This is a genomic window from Streptomyces sp. AM 4-1-1 (assembly GCF_029167625.1).
In the GTDB taxonomy this organism is placed as follows: Bacteria; Actinomycetota; Actinomycetes; order Streptomycetales; family Streptomycetaceae; genus Streptomyces.
Window position 1 is genome coordinate 4,436,716 of sequence record NZ_CP119145.1, and the last position, 15,270, is coordinate 4,451,985.

The following is a 15,270-nucleotide window of genomic DNA, read 5'->3' on the forward strand; positions in this document are numbered from 1 at the left end:
CGCTCACACGCCGAAGCGGCGGCCGATCAGGCGCCAGACCAGCTCCAGGACGGCCGCCGCCGCCACCGAGACCCCCACCGCCGCCCACGGCACCGTCGTACCCACCAGCTTCAGGGCGAAGAACGTCTGGAGCCACGGCACGGCCAGCACGATCAGGAACGCCACCCCCATCGCCAGCACCAGACAGATCCGCCACCAGGTGTACGGGCGGGCGATAATCGCCAGTACCCACATCGAGACCAGGAACAGCGTCAGCGTCGCCGCGCTGGTCTCCGCGTCCAGCGCGTCCGGGCCCGTGTAGTGGTGCCGGGCGAGCAGATACGTGAGGAACGTCGCCACGCCCGCGATGACGCCCGACGGGACCGCGTACCGCATCACCCGGCGTACGAAGTGCGGATGCGCCCGCTCCTTGTTGGGCGCGAGGGCCAGGAAGAACGCCGGGATGCCGATGGTGAGCGTCGACAACAGCGTCAGATGCCGGGGCAGGAACGGGTACTCGACCTGGAAGCAGACCACCAGGACCGCCAGCAGCACCGAGTACACGGTCTTCGTCAGGAACAGCGTCGCGACCCGGGTGATGTTGCCGATCACCCGGCGGCCCTCGGCGACGACGGACGGCAGGGTCGCGAAGCTGTTGTCGAGCAGCACGATCTGCGCCACGGCCCGTGTCGCCTCCGATCCCGAGCCCATCGACACCCCGATGTCGGCGTCCTTCAGCGCCAGCACGTCGTTGACCCCGTCGCCCGTCATCGCGACCGTGTGGCCGCGCGACTGGAGGGCGGCGACCATGTCGCGCTTCTGCTGCGGGGTGACCCGGCCGAAGACCGAGTTGTCCTCGACGGCGGCCGCCATCTCGTCCCGGTCGCCGGGCAGCCGGCGCGCGTCCATCGGGTGTTCGGCGCCCGCCATGCCGAGCTTCGCGGCGACCGCCCCGACCGACACGGCGTTGTCACCGGAGATGACCTTCGTGCTGACCCGCTGATCGGCGAAGTAGGCGAGGGTGCGCCCGGCGTCCGGCCGCAGCCGCTGCTCCAGGACGACCAGCGCGGTGGGTACGGCTCCTGCGGACACCTCGTCGGCCTCCAGATCGCCGCGAGCCCTGGCCAGCAGCAGCACCCGCAGCCCCTGCTCGTTCAGCCGCTCGATCTCGGTGAGGGCGTCGTCCCCGTCCGACAAAAGCACGTCCGGGGCGCCGAGCAGCCAGGTCGAGTGCTGCCCGTCGGACTCGTCGAACTCGGCGCCGCTGTACTTGCGGGCCGAGGAGAACGGCAGCGAGTGCGTGCAGCGCCAGCCCCCGGTGGCCGGGTAGGCGTCGATGACGGCCTGGAGACTGGCGTTGGGCCGGGGGTCGGCCGCGCCGAGCGCGCCGAGCACCCGGTGCACGTACTCCTCGTCCGCGTCGCCCAGCGTCCGCACCTCGCTGACGTCCATGCCGCCCTCGGTGAGGGTGCCCGTCTTGTCCAGACAGACCACGTCGACGCGGGCCAGCCCCTCGATCGCGGGCAGCTCCTGGACCAGGCACTGTTTGCGGCCGAGCCGGACGACACCGATCGCGAAGGCCACCGACGTCAGCAGGACCAGGCCCTCGGGGATCATCGGGACGATGCCGCCGACGGTCCGGGCGATCGACTCCTTGAGGTTGTGCTCCTTCACCACGAGCTGGCTGATGACCAGACCGATCGCGGTCGGCACCATCATCCAGGTCACGTACTTCAGGATGGTGCTGATGCCGGTGCGCAGCTCGGACCGGACGAGGCTGAAGCGGGACGCCTCCTCGGCGAGCTGCGCCGCGTACGCCTCGCGGCCGACCTTGGTGGCGGTGAACGCGCCGCCGCCCGCGACGACGAAGCTGCCCGACATCACGGTGTCGCCACGCCTCTTCAGGACCGGGTCGGCCTCTCCGGTGAGCAGCGACTCGTCGATCTCCAGGCCGTCCGCCTCGGTGAGTTCGCCGTCGACCACGACCTTGTCGCCCGGTCCCATCTCGATGACGTCACCGAGGACGATCTCGGAGGTGGAGATCTCGGTGGCGGTGCCGTCGCGCCGGACGGTGGGCTTCGCCTCGCCGATGACGGCCAGTCCGTCCAGGGTCTTCTTGGCCCGCCACTCCTGGAAGATCCCGATACCGGTGTTGGCGATGATCACGAAGCCGAACAGGCTGTCCTGGATCGGCGCGACGAACAGCATGATCAGCCAGAGCACGCCGATGATCAGGTTGAAGCGGGTGAAGACGTTGGCGCGGACGATCTCGGCGACCGAACGCGAGGACCGTACGGGTACGTCGTTGACTTCTCCCCGGGCGACCCGCTCGGCGACCTCCGCCGTGGACAGCCCCCGGGCCCGCTCGGTGGACTCCGGCAGCGCCATCGGATGCACCGGGTCCAGCTCGGAACCGGCGTCGATCATCACCGGCCGGGAGGAACCGTCCGACGAGCCGTGACCGGACGAGCCGTGACCGGACGAGCCGTGACCGGAGGAATCGTGACCGGACGGATCGTGGTCGGAGGAATCGTGACCGGACGGATCGTGGTCGGACGAGCCTTGGCCTGACGGCTCGTGGCCGGGCCGCTCGTCGGCAGGCCGTACATGAGGGGAACCGGACGGGGGATCGGAGGGTCCGGAGGGGTTTCCGGGGTCCCCGGAGCCTCCTGAGGAGTCAAGTGCCCGCTGCGTCATGGTTCCGACCGTACGGGCGGAACGCCCCGTTCACCCCCCAGGGGTGCTGTTCCCGGCCTCCGCACCGGCCCCGGTCGCCGAAGCCGCGGCCCGCTTGAGCGCCGCGTCCCGCCCCCGTACGTACCAGATGCCGATCAACCCGAGCCCCGCGCCGGCCAGGCAGGTCCACACCCACCAGGTGTGCCCGTGGTCGTCGAACCAGCCGTAGAAGGGGAGTTGCACGAGGAAGAGGACGAACCAGAGGATCGTGCCGCCCGTGATGGTGGCGACGACGGGCCCCTCCAGGGGCTCGGGTGCCTCGTGTTTCGGTGTCCACTTCGCCATGCGGTCAGTGTAGGCGTCGTGCACTCAGGGGCTGTCGGGGCAGGTGACGCAAGGGTCTACGCGCGGAGATAGCGATCTTCGCCTTATGTATTCATACTGAACACGCTTATGGATGACTCGATTCATTCGTGTGAACATCCAAAGTTGACTGATTTTCTTCTTCCCCGCGGCTCCCGCGCGTGTCATCGCCCGTACGCCCCCGTATCGACTGAGGTCATCCATGTCCCCCTCGGCCACCGCTCCGGTCGACGCCAAGCAGCCCTCGGCTCCGGAGCCGCACGGCGGCCTGGACCGTTTCTTCAAGATCTCCGAGCGGGGGTCGTCGGTCGGCCGCGAGATCCGTGGCGGACTCGCCACGTTCTTCGCCATGGCGTACATCATCGTGCTCAACCCGATCATCCTGGGCAGCGCGAAGGACATGTACGGGCACCAGCTCGACGGCGGCCAGCTGGTCACCGCGACAGTGCTGACCGCGGCGTTCTCCACGCTCCTGATGGGCGTCATCGGCAACGTGCCGATCGCGCTCGCCGCCGGGCTCGGCGTGAACACCGTCGTCGCCCTCCAGCTCGCCCCCAGGATGAGCTGGCCCGACGCGATGGGCATGGTCGTCCTCGCGGGCATCGTCGTGATGCTGCTGGTGGCGACCGGGCTGCGGGAACGCGTGATGAACGCCGTACCGCTCTCGCTCCGCAAGGGCATCGCGATCGGCATCGGCCTCTTCATCCTGCTGATCGGCCTGGTCGACTCGGGATTCGTCTCCCGTGTCCCGGACGCCGCCCACACCACCGTCCCGCTCCAGCTCGGCAACGACGGACACCTCAACGGCTGGCCGGTCCTGGTCTTCGTGCTCGGCGCGCTGCTCACGCTCGCGCTGATCGTCCGCAAGGTGCCGGGCGCGATCCTGATCTCCATCGTGACGATGACCGTCGTCGCGCTGATCATCAACGCGGTCGCCGACCTGCCCGGCGAGGCGTGGGGCCTGACCGTCCCCGAGTGGCCCGGCAATCCGGTCGCCACTCCGGACTTCGGGCTCATCGGCCGGCTCAGCCTGTTCGGCGGCTTCTCGAAGGTCGGGGTGCTGACCGGCATCCTCTTCGTCTTCACCGTGCTGCTGTCCTGCTTCTTCGACGCGATGGGCACCATCCTCGGTGTCGGTGACGAGGCGAAGCTGATGGACAAGGACGGCAACTTCCCCGGTATCAACAAGGTGCTGTTCGTCGACGGCATCGCGGTCGCCGCGGGCGGCGCCAGCTCCTCGTCCGCCTCGACCTGCTTCGTGGAGTCCACGGCCGGTGTCGGCGAGGGCGCGCGGACCGGCTTCGCGAGCGTGGTGACCGGGCTGCTCTTCACGGTGGCGCTGTTCCTGACACCACTGGCCACGATGGTCCCGTCGCAGGCGGCGACCCCGGCGCTGCTGGCGGTCGGTTTCCTGATCCTGTCGGGCTCGGTGCGGGACGTCGACTGGAGCGACTTCACGCTGGCCATCCCGGCGTTCCTCGCCATGCTGATGATGCCGCTCACCTACTCGATCACCAACGGCATCGGCATCGGCTTCATCGCCTTCTGCGCGCTGCGGCTGGCGGCCGGCCGCGGACGCGAGGTCCCGGCGGCGATGTACGTGGTGTCGGCGGTGTTCGTCTTCTACTACGCGATGCCGGCGCTCGGCCTCACGTGATCCCCTCACCCCCACGGCCGACCCGGTCCGCCGGGTCGGCCGTCGTTTCCCGCGTTTCCCGCGCGCCCCGGGGTCGTCCGGGCCCCGACGCGTCCTGGGGTTTCCCCGTTCCGTCCGCGACCACGTCCCCGTTCTCCCGCGCCTCCCCCTCCCGGCGTTCCTGTCGCCGGGCCCCGTAGAACTCCTCCGTCTTCTCCACGGCCGCCTGGAAGCGCTCGTCGAAGTCGTCGCGAACGAGCGTCCGGACCACATAGTCCTGGACGCTCATCCCACGTGTGGCGGCGCGTCGGCGGAGCCGGTCCAGGAGCTCACCGTCCACCCGAAGGCTGAGCACTGTCGATCCCATGCCATGCAGGCTCGGGCCCCGCATGGCGATTCGTGTCACTTTTCGGAGCCGTCTCACTCGTTTGAGTGACCGGTTTCTCGCGCGAATACCACCGGGTGGTCTTTAGGGTAGGTAATGAGTTACGCTAACAAACATGCCTGACCTGATCCACGACGGTGCCAGTGCCGCCGCCGTGAGCTCCCTTCGCTCCGCCGTGATGCTGCTGGGCCGGCGCCTCAAGCACCAGCGTGTCGACGAGTCGCTGAGCCCGACCGAGATGTCGGTGCTCGGCACCCTCGCCCGCTGCGGTTCGGCCACCCCCGGTGAGCTGGCCCGCAAGGAGCACGTACAGCCGCCGTCGATGACCCGCATCGTCGCCCTGCTCGAAGCCAAGGGACTCGTCAGGCTCGAACCGCACCCAGATGACCGTCGGCAGAAGATGGTCAGCCAGACCGAGCAGGCGGAAGCCATGCTCGAAGAGAGCCGCCGCAAGCGGAACGCCTGGCTGACGTCACTCGCCGAGGGCCTGGACGAGGACGAGTGGGAGAAGCTGCGGACCGCCGCGCCCGTGCTGGAGAAGCTCGCCCACCTGTGACGCGCCGGGCGGCGCCGCTGCACAGCCGACGCCGCCTCCACCGTCACGTCCTCGTCAGCCGACGAAACGTAGACGCCGAGGAGGCGAACCCTTTTGAGTACGGGACCCGGAGCAGACTCCGCCCCCGCACCGACTTCCACCCACGAGAGCAAGCCCGGCGGGACCTTCTCGTCGCTGAAGATACGTAACTACCGCCTGTTCGCCACGGGCGCCGTGATCTCCAACACCGGCACCTGGATGTCCCGCATCACGCAGGACTGGCTCGTGATGAGCCTCACCGGCTCCGCGACCGCCGTCGGTATCACCACAGCGCTCCAGTTCCTGCCCATGCTCCTCTTCGGTCTGTACGGCGGCGTCATCGCCGACCGCTACCCGAAGCGCCAACTGCTGCTGATCAGCCAGGGCGCGCTCGGACTCTGCGGCATCGCACTCGCCGTACTGACCCTCTCCGGTCAGGTCGAGGTCTGGCACGTCTATCTGATCGCCTTCCTGCTCGGCCTGGTGACCGTCGTGGACAACCCGGCGCGCCAGTCGTTCGTCTCCGAGATGGTCGGTCCCGCGCAACTGCGGAACGCGGTCAGCCTGAACTCCGCGAACTTCCAGTCCGCCCGGCTCATCGGCCCCGCGGTCGCGGGCGCCCTGATCACCACGGTCGGCAGCGGCTGGGCCTTCATGTTCAACGGCCTGTCGTTCGCCGCGCCGCTCGTCGGCCTGCTGATGATGCGGACGAACGAGCTGCACAGGACGGTCGTGGTGCCACGCGCCAAGGGACAGCTCCGGGAGGGGCTGCGGTACGTCTCCGGACGCCCCGACCTGCTCTGGCCGATCGTCCTGGTCGGCTTCGTCGGCACGTTCGGGTTCAACTTCCCGATCTGGCTGACGGCCTTCGCGGACGACGTCTTCCACGGCGGCGCCGGGATGTACTCGTTCTTCAACATCCTGATGGCGGCCGGTTCCCTCGCCGGGGCCCTGCTCGCCGCCCGCCGCCGTTCCTCGCGGCTGCGGATGCTGGTGGCCGCCGGTACGGCGTTCGGTCTCCTGGAGATCACCGCGGCCTTCGCACCGACCGTCTGGCTGTTCTCACTGCTGCTGGTCCCGGTCGGAATGCTGGGCCTGACGACCAACATCAGCGCCAACACCAGCGTGCAGATGGCCGCCGATCCGGAGATGCGCGGCCGGGTGATGAGCCTGTACATGATGGTCTTCGCGGGCGGTACGCCGATCGGCGCCCCGCTCGTCGGCTGGCTCAGCGACACCTACGGCGCCCGCGTCGGCTTCGCCTCCGGCGGACTGCTCTCGGTGCTCGCCGCGCTCGGGGTGGGCTTCATGCTGGCCCGCGTCGGCGGCCTCCGGCTCAAGGTCGACATGCGCCAGGGCCGCCCACATGTGCGGTTCGAGCAGCGCGAACAACTGGCGACGGCGGCCTGACGGACGCGGACGGACGCGAACGGACGCGAACGGACGCGAGTGAACGCCTGACGGACGCGAACGGAGGAGGCGTACGGTCCGGCGCTCCGCAGGCCCCCCCGACAGGACACGGCCCCGGCCCGGTGCGAGACCCGCACCGGGCCGGTCGTCGGCCATCTCGATCCTGTCAGTCTCCATGACGGTCATCGTGGCGCTCCTCCCCGCTGCCGCCTGAGTGCGTGCAGCCGCGCGTTTCAACGATACGCACGGTGACCAGGACCCGCCGGTACGCCGGTTACGGTGCGACACTCGCCGCATGAGCCCGCCGAGACTCTTCGTGGCCGTTCTGCCGCCCGCCCACGCCCTCGACGAGCTGCGCAGGACCGTCGCGCCGTTGCGCGCGCTTCCCGGCGGCGACGCGCTCCGCTGGACCGACGCCCCCGGATGGCACTTCACGCTCGCCTTCCTCGGCGGGGTGGACGAGGAGCTGATGACCGAGCTGCACGAGCGGCTGGCGCGGGCCGCCCACCGCACCGAACCCTTTCCGCTGCGGATCGGGGGCTCCGGCCGGTTCGACGGCCGGGTGCTGTGGGCCGGGGCCGACGGCGGGCTCGACACGCTCGGGCTGCTCGCCGCCCGCGTCGACGCCGCAGCCCGCCGCACCGGGCTGCCGGTGGAACCGGGCCGCTCACACACGCCCCACCTCACACTCGCCCGCGGCCGGGCCCCGACCGATCTCCGGCCGTACGTCACGGCCCTCGGCGCCTTCCGGGGCACCCCATGGCAGGTCACCGGGATCTCCCTCGTACGCAGCCACCCGCCCGTGGGCGGCGTGCCCGGTGCGCGGCCCGCGTACGAGGTGGTCGCGGGCTGGCCGCTGGGGCGCTGAGCGGTGCGGCTACGCTCGACGGGTGGACCCGAAGACAAGAAACCGCGTCATGGCCCTCGTACTCGTGCTGATGCTGGCCGTCGTGGCCGTGGCGGCGGCCGTCGGCGGCTGACGGCCGACACCACGGCGGTGGCACCACGGCCGTCGGTGGCCGGCACCACGGCTGCTGACGGCCACCCGGGCGAGCGGTCCGGAGCCGGGCCCGGGGACGCTTGCTTCGAGTGGACTCCAAGGCGTTGGCTTGGTGTCCATGAAGTACACGCAGCTCGGACGCACCGGACTCAAGGTCAGCCGACTCGTCCTCGGCACAATGAACTTCGGTCCTCTGACCGATGAGGCCGACAGCCACGCGATCATGGACGCCGCGCTCGACGCGGGCGTCAACTTCTTCGACACGGCCAACGTCTACGGCTGGGGCGAGAACAAGGGGCACACCGAGGAGATCCTCGGCACCTGGTTCGCCAAGGGCGGCGACCGGCGCGACAAGGTCGTCCTCGCCACCAAGGTCTACGGCAACATGGCCGCCGACGGCGACGCCTGGCCCAACCACGACAAGCTCTCCGCCCTCAACATCCGCCGGGCCGTCGACGCCAGCCTGAAGCGGCTGCGGACGGACCACATCGACCTGTACCAGTTCCACCACATCGACCGGTCCACCCCGGTCGAGGAGATCTGGCAGGCCATCGACGTACTGATCCAGCAGGGCAAGATCCTCTACGCCGGTTCGTCCAACTTCCCCGGCTGGAAGATCGCCCAGACCAACGAGACCGCCCACCGCCTCGGCTCGTACGGACTGGTCAGCGAGCAGTGCCTGTACAACCTCGCCGAGCGCCGCGCCGAGATGGAGGTCATCCCGGCCGCCCAGGAGTACGGCCTCGGAGTCATCCCGTGGTCGCCGCTCCAGGGCGGGCTGCTCGGTGGTGTGATCCGCAAGGAGAAGGACCGTGAGGGCGGCGGGGGCCGCTCGGCGACCGGCCGGTCCGCCGACGCGCTGGCCAACTCGGCCGTACGGGAACGAATCCAGTCGTACGAGGACCTGCTCGACAAGCACGGTCTGGCACCCGGCGAGGCGGCGCTCGCCTGGCTGCTGACCCGGCCGGGCGTGACCGGGCCGATCGTCGGACCGCGTGTGAAGGAGCAGCTGGACTCCGCGCTGCGCGCCGTCGAGCTGGAGCTGTCGGACGAGGTCCTGACCGGGCTCGACGAGATCTTCCCGGGCCCCGGACCGTCTCCGGAGGCGTTCGCCTGGTGACGCGCCGCCGATGAGCGCCCCGGCCCGCCGGGAACGCCCGGACGCCCGGTCGGCCGCGCCCCGCACAGGGGGCGCGGCCGACCGGGCGTCGTACGGTGCGTGACACGCCCGTTCCGTACGCGGGGCCTGTACGCAGGGTCTGTACGCGAAGTGCGTCATGCGGCCCGTCGGCGCCCGTGCCGTGACATCGCGCCCCGGTGTGCGTACCGCGTCCCCCAAGAGGTCACCGCGCCCGTGCCCTCACCGCCGCGCGAACCGGTCCAGGGCCGCCAGCACCGCGCGGCTCGTCGCCGGCCCGCCCAGATGCCCCGCGTCCTCGATCACGGTCAGCTCCGCGTCCGGCCAGGCGCGGACCAGCTCCCAGGCGGTGGACAGCGGGCCGCCGAGGTCGAAACGGCCGTGCACCAGCGCACCCGGGATGCCCGCCAGCCGCCCCGCGTCACGGATCAGCGCGCCCTCCTCCAGCCACGCGCCGTGCGAGAAGTAGTGCGTGCAGATCCGGACCAGCGCCTGCCGCGCCGGACCCGGCCGGCCGCTGTACGGGGCGGGGCCCGTGTACGTCTCCTGGGAGAGCACCGCGTCCTCCCAGGCGCACCAGTCGGCGGTCGCCCGGTCCCGCACCGCCGCGTCGGGACTCTCCATGAGCCGGGCGTACGCGGCGGGCAGCTCGTCGTCCCGCACGCCCTCCGGCGCGCCCGCGCGGAACCGGTCCCACGCCTCCGGGAAGATCCGCCCCACGCCCCGGTACAGCCAGTCGGTCTCGCTGCGCCGGGTCGTCGTCACCGCCGGGATCACGATCTCCGAGACCCTTTCCGGGTGCCGCTCGGCGTACGCGAGGATCAGCGTCGACCCCCAGGAACCGCCGTACAGCAGCCAGCGGTCGATGCCCAGACGGACGCGCAGCCGCTCCATGTCGGCGATCAGATGGTCCGTGGTGTTGACGCTCATGTCGGTGGCCGGGTCGCTCGCGTGCGGGGTGGAGCGCCCACAGCCGCGCTGGTCGAAGAGGACGACCCGGTACAGCTCGGGGTCGAAGTGCCGCCGGTGGTGCGGGGTGCAGCCGGACCCGGGGCCACCGTGCACGACGAGGGCGGGCTTGCCGTCCGGGTTGCCGCAGACCTCCCAGTGGACGAGGTTGCCGTCACCGACCGCCAGCATCCCCTGGTCGTACGGTTCGATGGGCGGGTACATCTCGTCGGGCCGGCGGTCCACGGTCTGGTCTCCCTTGTTCGGTCGGACGCCCAGCGTACGAGCGCGCACCCGGTCCCCGCGCCCCGCTTTCCGGGCGGCGTAGCCTGGGACGGTGACCGCCATTCCGCAGGTACTCGCCGTACTCGACGGCCTGTTGACCGCCGCAGCCCCGGACGCCCGTGGCGCGCTCTGGCAACTGGCCGAGCAGGGACGGGAGTTGGACGCCAATTTGGTACGGCTGCCGCCGGGCGCCGAGGTCGGTGAGCATCAGGAGGACGTGCTGGACGTGCTCGTGGTGGTCATCGCGGGCAGTGGCCGGATCGGCATCGGTCCCGACGCGGTGACCGCCGTCCCCACCACGGTGGTCTGGCTGCCGCGCACCTCGCGCCGCGCGGTGACGGCGGGCCCGGACGGGCTCGCCTATCTGACCGTCCACCGCCGCCGTCCCGGGCTCACGATCGCGTCCGCCCCGGCCTCGGGGCGCGCCCCGGCGCCGCTGTACGAGGGGGGCGAGCCGCCCTGCATGCTGGACCGGGTCTGCCCGGCCTGCGGGAGGCTCCCGCAGGAGTCGGCGCCGAAGTTCTGCAGCGAGTGCGGGGAGCGTTACCCGGACCGCTGAGCGTCGGCCGGAGCGGGCCGGCCGTGGCGGTCGCGCGCCGCGTACGGGCCGCCCGGCGACCATGGCTGGCGCGTCGCGTCCGCGAAGGAGCCCGTCGGCTTGTGTTCGCCGGCCGGGCCGTGACGGGTGCCGTCGTAGGTGTCCGCGTGGATGTCGTACGCCGTCGGGTGCGAGGCCGGCAGCAGGGGCGAGCCCGGTTCGTCGAGGTCGGCGACGGTCTTGCCGAGGAGCCCGTCGAAGCGGTCGCACTCGGCGGCGAACGGGGCGTCGGTCTCGGCTCGTACGTCGGGGATGACGGGCAGCAGTACGGCGCGGACGCCCGGGTCGCCGGCGCGGCCCATGGTCATGGAATCGCCGACGAACAGGAATCGCATGCCGCGATCATCTCCGATCGGTGACCGGGCCCGTGACGTGACGGTGGAGACTGGGCGCATGCGTTCGTACCCGATTGCCTCCGGAGCCGCCGCGCTGTTCCTCCTCGCGGGGGCGGGCGCGGCCCCGGCCGTCGCCGAGGGTCCGGGCCCCGCCGACCGGAGCTTCACCATCGAGGACCCCCGGATCACCGAGTCCAGCGGGCTCGCCGCCAGCCGTCTCCACCCGGGCGTCTACTGGACGCACAACGACAGCGACGACGGCCCGTACGTCTTCGCCGTGGACTCGCGGACCGGGAAGACCGTCGCGACGGTCACCATGCTGGGCGTGGGGGAGCCGCGCGACGTGGAGGCGATATCCATCGGCCCCGACGGCAATGTGTACGTCGGGGACATCGGTGACAACCTGGACGGCACCTGGGACCACGTCTGGATCTACCGCTTCCCCGAGCCGAGGGAACTGAAGGACACCACGGTCCGGGCCACGCAGTTCGTCGTGCGGTACGCGGACGGGCCGCGCAACGCGGAGGCGCTGATGGTCCACCCGCGCACCGGCCGGGTCTACATCGCCTCGAAGAACGAGGACGGCGGCGGGCTCTACGAGGGCCCGGAGCGGTTGACGACCGGCTCCGCCAACGTGTTCCGTCGGGTGGGCGAGGTGCCGTGGGTGACGGACGGGGCGTTCTCACCGGACGGTACGGAGCTGGTGCTGCGCTCGTACTTCAGCGCCCGGGGCTACGCGTTCGAGAACGGGCGGCTGGGCGCCGACCACCGGATCGCCGCGCCGTTCCAGCGGCAGGCCGAATCGGTGACGTACACGGCCGACGGCACCGGGCTGATGTTCGGCTCGGAGGGGAAGCGGAGCGGTGTGGTGCGGGTGGATGTGGAGGGCGGTGCGAAGGCCGGGGGGAGCGATGGGGCATCATCACCGTCGTCGCGCGCGTCCGGAGCGGCGTCCCCGGACGGCGGCGGCGGGCGGGGCGGTGCGACGACGGGTGTGCTCGTCCTCGGCGGCCTGGCCGTGCTGGTCTTCGGACTGAGACGTCGTGGGGGAAAGAAGTGAGCGGTGGCCGGAGCGCGGGAACGCCAGGGCCCCGGAAGCGGTGACAGTGGAGGGGTCGGAAGCGGTGGTTACGGTGGACATGGGTGGGCGAACGGTGGCGGGCGACGGGCCCGAGGACTTCTCCACGGCGCGGCTCGACGCGCTCGCGTTGCGCGTCGAGCACGCCGACGAGATGGCCGCGGTCCTCGCCGACCCGGCCCTGCACACGTACATCGGCGGCAGCCCGGCCGGGCCGGACGAGCTGCGGGCCCGGTACGTCCGGCAGACCGCCGGTTCGCCGGACCCCTCGGAACGCTGGTGGAACTGGGTGCTCCAGGTCCGTGACGAGGGCCGGCTGGCCGGATACGTCCAGGCCACGACGGTCGGCTCACGGGCGGAGATCGCCTGGGTGATCGGCACCGGATGGCAGGGCAACGGCTACGCGAAGGAGGCCGCGGCCGGGCTCGTCGCGCACCTGCTGGAGGAGCGGAACGGAATCCGTACCGTCATCGCGCACATCCACCCGGACCACGGGGCCTCGGCGGCCGTGGCCGCCGCCGCCGGGCTCACGCCGACCGACGAGTGGGAGGACGGCGAGCTGCGCTGGCGCCGGGGTCCGGCCTGAGGCTCCCCGGGCACGCCCGGTGTGCGTACGGGCGGGTGCCCGACGGCCGGGGCGCGGGGCTCAGCCCCGGGGCCGTCCGGTCCGCAGCAGCTCCTCGACGTCCAGGGTGACCTCGGCGCCGATGGAGGCGGGCAGGACGAGCTTCTGGCCTGCGGCGTACACCTCGTGTCCGGCGTAGTCGCTGCTCATCGGCTCGGTCAGGACATGCAACCGGGCGTGTTTGCGGTTGACGATGACGTAGACCGGGATCTTCGCCTCCGCGTAAGTGGCGACCTTGTTCCGCAGGCCGTTGTTGTAGTTGCTGGAGGTGACCTCCAGCACGAGACGGAAGACCGCCGGGTCGTAACAGCCGTTTTCGAGCAGGTGTTCGTCGAGATCGGCGTCGACTAGGGAGAGATCGGGGATGGCGTAGTCCTCGGGGCCGCTCGGCAGCCATACGCCGATCCCCTGGAGGACTCGGGACTCTTCGGCGTGGAGGCCGGCGGCGATGAATGGGATCATGAGTGTGGTCAGTACGTCGGCGTGCGAAGCGTTCGGGGGTGGGGCCACGGTGATGACGCCTCCGATGATCTCGACGCGGTAGCCCGGATGTTGCCGCGTGAGCCTGTTGGCCGTATCGAGCAGGGGTTCCGGCTCGTCGTCACAGGGATGCTCGACCGCTGCTGCGGACATTGCGGACCTCCCGGGTGGCTGTCGTCGAGAACATCATCGTAGGACCGACGCCCGTGCGTGTCCCGGATGCGGGCCGCACACCCTGTCGGGTGGCGGCAGAAAGCCCCGGGTGACGCCTGCGCGTCCGCCCGGGGCCCCTTCCGTGAGTGTGACCGTTACAGCTTCCCGATCACGTGGTCGACGCAGGCCGTCAGCGCCTCGACGTCCGCCGGGTCGATCGCCGGGAACATCGCCACCCGGAGCTGGTTGCGGCCCAGCTTGCGGTACGGCTCGGTGTCGACGATGCCGTTGGCGCGCAGCACCTTGGCGACCGCGGCGGCGTCGATCTCGTCCGCGAAGTCGATCGTGCCGATGACCTGCGAGCGCTTCGCCGGGTCGGTGACGAACGGGGACGCGTACTTGGAGTCCTCGGCCCAGCCGTACAGGTGCGTGGCCGAGGTGGCCGTGCGGCGGACGGCGAAGTCCAGGCCGCCCTGGCTGTTCAGCCAGTTCAGCTGCTCGTTCAGGAGGAAGAGCGTGGCCAGGGCCGGGGTGTTGTACGTCTGGTTCTTCAGCGAGTTGTCGATCGCCGTCGGCAGCGAGAAGAACTCCGGGATGTGCCGGCCGGACGCGTGGACACGGGCCGCGCGTTCCAGGGCCGCCGGGGAGAACGCGGCGATCCACAGGCCGCCGTCGGAGGCGAAGGACTTCTGCGGAGCGAAGTAGTAGACGTCCGACTCGGTCACGTCGACGGGCAGGCCGCCCGCGCCGGACGTGGCGTCGACCAGGACCAGCGCGCCGTTGTCCGCGCCCGCGATCCGCTTGATCGGGGCCGCGACACCGGTCGAGGTCTCGTTGTGGGTGAGGGCGTAGACGTCGACGCCCGCCTCGGCCACCGGCTCCGGGTGGGTGCCCGGGTCGGAGGAGATCACGGACGGCTCACCCAGCCACGGGGCGAGCTTGGACGCCTTGGCGAACTTCGAGGAGAACTCGCCGAAGGTGAGGTGCTGGGACTTCGACTCGATCAGACCGTGGGTCGCGATGTCCCAGAAGGCGGTCGAGCCGCCGTTGCCCAGGATCACCTCGTACCCCTCGGGGAGGGAGAAGAGGTCGCGCACGCCGTCACGCACCGAGCCGACCAGGTTCTTCACCGGGGCCTGGCGGTGGGACGTGCCGAGAAGAGACGTACCGGTGGCGGCCAGCGCGTCGAGCGCTTCCGTCCGCACCTTGGAAGGACCGGCGCCGAAGCGTCCGTCGGCGGGCTTGATGTCAGCGGGAATCTGGATATCGGCCACGAGTCGGAGCGTAGCCGTTCAGGCGGACGGCCGAGGGGTTTGTCCGTCGGATGAGACACGCCAGGCTGGGGGCGGTACGGGCGGTGACGAGACGCGACCGGCCGACGGGCGAGGCGGGGGCAGGGACGGTGACGGGTGCGCGGCCGCTCGGCGCGATGCGGTGGTACGGGCGGTGGCGGGCGCGCGGGGTGGTGGCGGTACGCGCGTCCGGGCGGGGTGGTGCCCGGACGCGCGCGGTGGCCGACGACCGGCCGGGCGGGGACGGCGCCGGGTACGCGCGACCGGGACGGCCGGACCGTGTCCGTCGCGCGTCTCCCGGTACGACCCGGCCGG

General features: G+C 71.1%; 14 protein-coding genes and 1 pseudogene. 8 read left to right on the top strand and 7 right to left on the bottom strand.

What is annotated here, in order from left to right; all coding sequences use genetic code 11:
* Positions 1–3: 3 nt before the first annotated feature.
* The gene (locus PZB75_RS18775) at positions 4–2,406 is read right to left on the bottom strand and encodes an HAD-IC family P-type ATPase (protein ID WP_275538760.1); all 2,403 of its coding nucleotides are present in this window, start codon (positions 2,404–2,406) and stop codon (positions 4–6) included.
* Between the two features lie 300 nt (positions 2,407–2,706).
* The gene (locus tag PZB75_RS18780; protein WP_275536468.1) at positions 2,707–3,000 is read right to left on the bottom strand and encodes a DUF2530 domain-containing protein; all 294 of its coding nucleotides are present in this window, start codon (positions 2,998–3,000) and stop codon (positions 2,707–2,709) included.
* 220 nt (positions 3,001–3,220) lie between these two features.
* On the opposite strand from PZB75_RS18780, the gene PZB75_RS18785 reads away from it, so the two are divergent.
* On the top strand, positions 3,221–4,675 hold the full coding sequence (locus PZB75_RS18785; RefSeq protein WP_275536469.1) for an NCS2 family permease: 1,455 nt from the start codon (positions 3,221–3,223) through the stop codon (positions 4,673–4,675).
* Here the strand turns inward: PZB75_RS18785 and PZB75_RS18790 are convergent.
* The gene (locus PZB75_RS18790; protein WP_275538933.1) at positions 4,668–5,021 is read right to left on the bottom strand and encodes a hypothetical protein; all 354 of its coding nucleotides are present in this window, start codon (positions 5,019–5,021) and stop codon (positions 4,668–4,670) included. The two genes, PZB75_RS18785 and PZB75_RS18790, sit on opposite strands and share 8 nt — an antisense overlap.
* A 133-nt stretch (positions 5,022–5,154) precedes the next feature.
* Between PZB75_RS18790 and PZB75_RS18795 the strand changes: the two genes are divergently transcribed.
* The 4 genes from PZB75_RS18795 (at position 5,155) to PZB75_RS18810 (ending at position 9,143) form a co-directional block, all read left to right on the top strand.
* Positions 5,155–5,595 carry a MarR family transcriptional regulator gene (locus PZB75_RS18795; protein ID WP_275536470.1) on the top strand — a complete coding sequence of 147 codons (441 nt, stop codon included), beginning with the start codon at positions 5,155–5,157 and terminating at the stop codon, positions 5,593–5,595.
* Between the two features lie 93 nt (positions 5,596–5,688).
* Entirely contained in the window at positions 5,689–7,023 is a 1,335-nt protein-coding gene (locus PZB75_RS18800; protein WP_275536471.1) for an MFS transporter, read from the top strand.
* 295 nt (positions 7,024–7,318) lie between these two features.
* The gene (gene thpR / locus PZB75_RS18805; protein WP_275536472.1) at positions 7,319–7,891 is read left to right on the top strand and encodes an RNA 2',3'-cyclic phosphodiesterase; all 573 of its coding nucleotides are present in this window, start codon (positions 7,319–7,321) and stop codon (positions 7,889–7,891) included.
* A gap of 250 nt (positions 7,892–8,141) precedes the next feature.
* Positions 8,142–9,143 (top strand): aldo/keto reductase, encoded by a 1,002-nt coding sequence (locus PZB75_RS18810; RefSeq protein WP_275536473.1) that lies wholly within the window; start codon positions 8,142–8,144, stop codon positions 9,141–9,143.
* A gap of 240 nt (positions 9,144–9,383) precedes the next feature.
* Here PZB75_RS18810 and pip read toward each other — a convergent pair whose 3' ends face one another.
* Positions 9,384–10,355, bottom strand: a complete 972-nt coding sequence (gene pip, locus PZB75_RS18815) for a prolyl aminopeptidase (protein ID WP_275536474.1) — start codon at positions 10,353–10,355, stop codon at positions 9,384–9,386.
* A gap of 91 nt (positions 10,356–10,446) precedes the next feature.
* Here pip and PZB75_RS18820 point away from each other — a divergent pair, with 91 nt between their 5' ends.
* Positions 10,447–10,953: a hypothetical protein gene (locus PZB75_RS18820; RefSeq protein WP_275536475.1), complete on the top strand. Its 507-nt coding sequence runs from the start codon at positions 10,447–10,449 to the stop codon at positions 10,951–10,953.
* Here PZB75_RS18820 and PZB75_RS18825 read toward each other — a convergent pair.
* Positions 10,938–11,279 (bottom strand): annotated as a pseudogene (locus PZB75_RS18825) (hypothetical protein); the annotation flags it as partial. The gene PZB75_RS18820 and the pseudogene PZB75_RS18825 sit on opposite strands and share 16 nt — an antisense overlap.
* 106 nt (positions 11,280–11,385) lie before the next feature.
* On the opposite strand from PZB75_RS18825, the gene PZB75_RS18830 reads away from it, so the two are divergent.
* Both PZB75_RS18830 and PZB75_RS18835 read left to right on the top strand, forming a co-directional pair.
* The gene (locus PZB75_RS18830) at positions 11,386–12,387 is read left to right on the top strand and encodes a WD40 repeat domain-containing protein (protein ID WP_275536476.1); all 1,002 of its coding nucleotides are present in this window, start codon (positions 11,386–11,388) and stop codon (positions 12,385–12,387) included.
* A gap of 79 nt (positions 12,388–12,466) precedes the next feature.
* Entirely contained in the window at positions 12,467–12,991 is a 525-nt protein-coding gene (locus PZB75_RS18835) for a GNAT family N-acetyltransferase (RefSeq protein ID WP_275536477.1), read from the top strand.
* Positions 12,992–13,051: 60 nt separating this feature from the next.
* Here the strand turns inward: PZB75_RS18835 and PZB75_RS18840 are convergent, their stop codons facing one another.
* The gene (locus PZB75_RS18840) at positions 13,052–13,663 is read right to left on the bottom strand and encodes a Uma2 family endonuclease (protein WP_275536478.1); all 612 of its coding nucleotides are present in this window, start codon (positions 13,661–13,663) and stop codon (positions 13,052–13,054) included.
* Between the two features lie 155 nt (positions 13,664–13,818).
* Complete coding sequence (serC, locus tag PZB75_RS18845) at positions 13,819–14,937, bottom strand: phosphoserine transaminase (RefSeq protein WP_275536479.1); 1,119 nt, start codon at positions 14,935–14,937, stop codon at positions 13,819–13,821.
* Positions 14,938–15,270 lie beyond the last annotated feature (333 nt).

Excerpts from the sequence above, each read along its gene's own strand:
- PZB75_RS18810 (WP_275536473.1), top strand. The coding sequence starts at position 8,142 with ATGAAGTACACGCAGCTCGGACGCACCGGACTCAAGGTCAGCCGACTC.
- PZB75_RS18840 (WP_275536478.1), bottom strand. The coding sequence starts at position 13,663 with ATGTCCGCAGCAGCGGTCGAGCATCCCTGTGACGACGAGCCGGAACCC.
- PZB75_RS18775 (WP_275538760.1), bottom strand. The coding sequence starts at position 2,406 with ATGATCGACGCCGGTTCCGAGCTGGACCCGGTGCATCCGATGGCGCTG.
- PZB75_RS18830 (WP_275536476.1), top strand. The coding sequence starts at position 11,386 with ATGCGTTCGTACCCGATTGCCTCCGGAGCCGCCGCGCTGTTCCTCCTC.
- PZB75_RS18785 (WP_275536469.1), top strand. The coding sequence starts at position 3,221 with ATGTCCCCCTCGGCCACCGCTCCGGTCGACGCCAAGCAGCCCTCGGCT.
- PZB75_RS18835 (WP_275536477.1), top strand. The coding sequence starts at position 12,467 with ATGGGTGGGCGAACGGTGGCGGGCGACGGGCCCGAGGACTTCTCCACG.
- thpR (WP_275536472.1), top strand. The coding sequence starts at position 7,319 with ATGAGCCCGCCGAGACTCTTCGTGGCCGTTCTGCCGCCCGCCCACGCC.
- PZB75_RS18780 (WP_275536468.1), bottom strand. The coding sequence starts at position 3,000 with ATGGCGAAGTGGACACCGAAACACGAGGCACCCGAGCCCCTGGAGGGG.
- PZB75_RS18795 (WP_275536470.1), top strand. The coding sequence starts at position 5,155 with ATGCCTGACCTGATCCACGACGGTGCCAGTGCCGCCGCCGTGAGCTCC.
- PZB75_RS18790 (WP_275538933.1), bottom strand. The coding sequence starts at position 5,021 with ATGGGATCGACAGTGCTCAGCCTTCGGGTGGACGGTGAGCTCCTGGAC.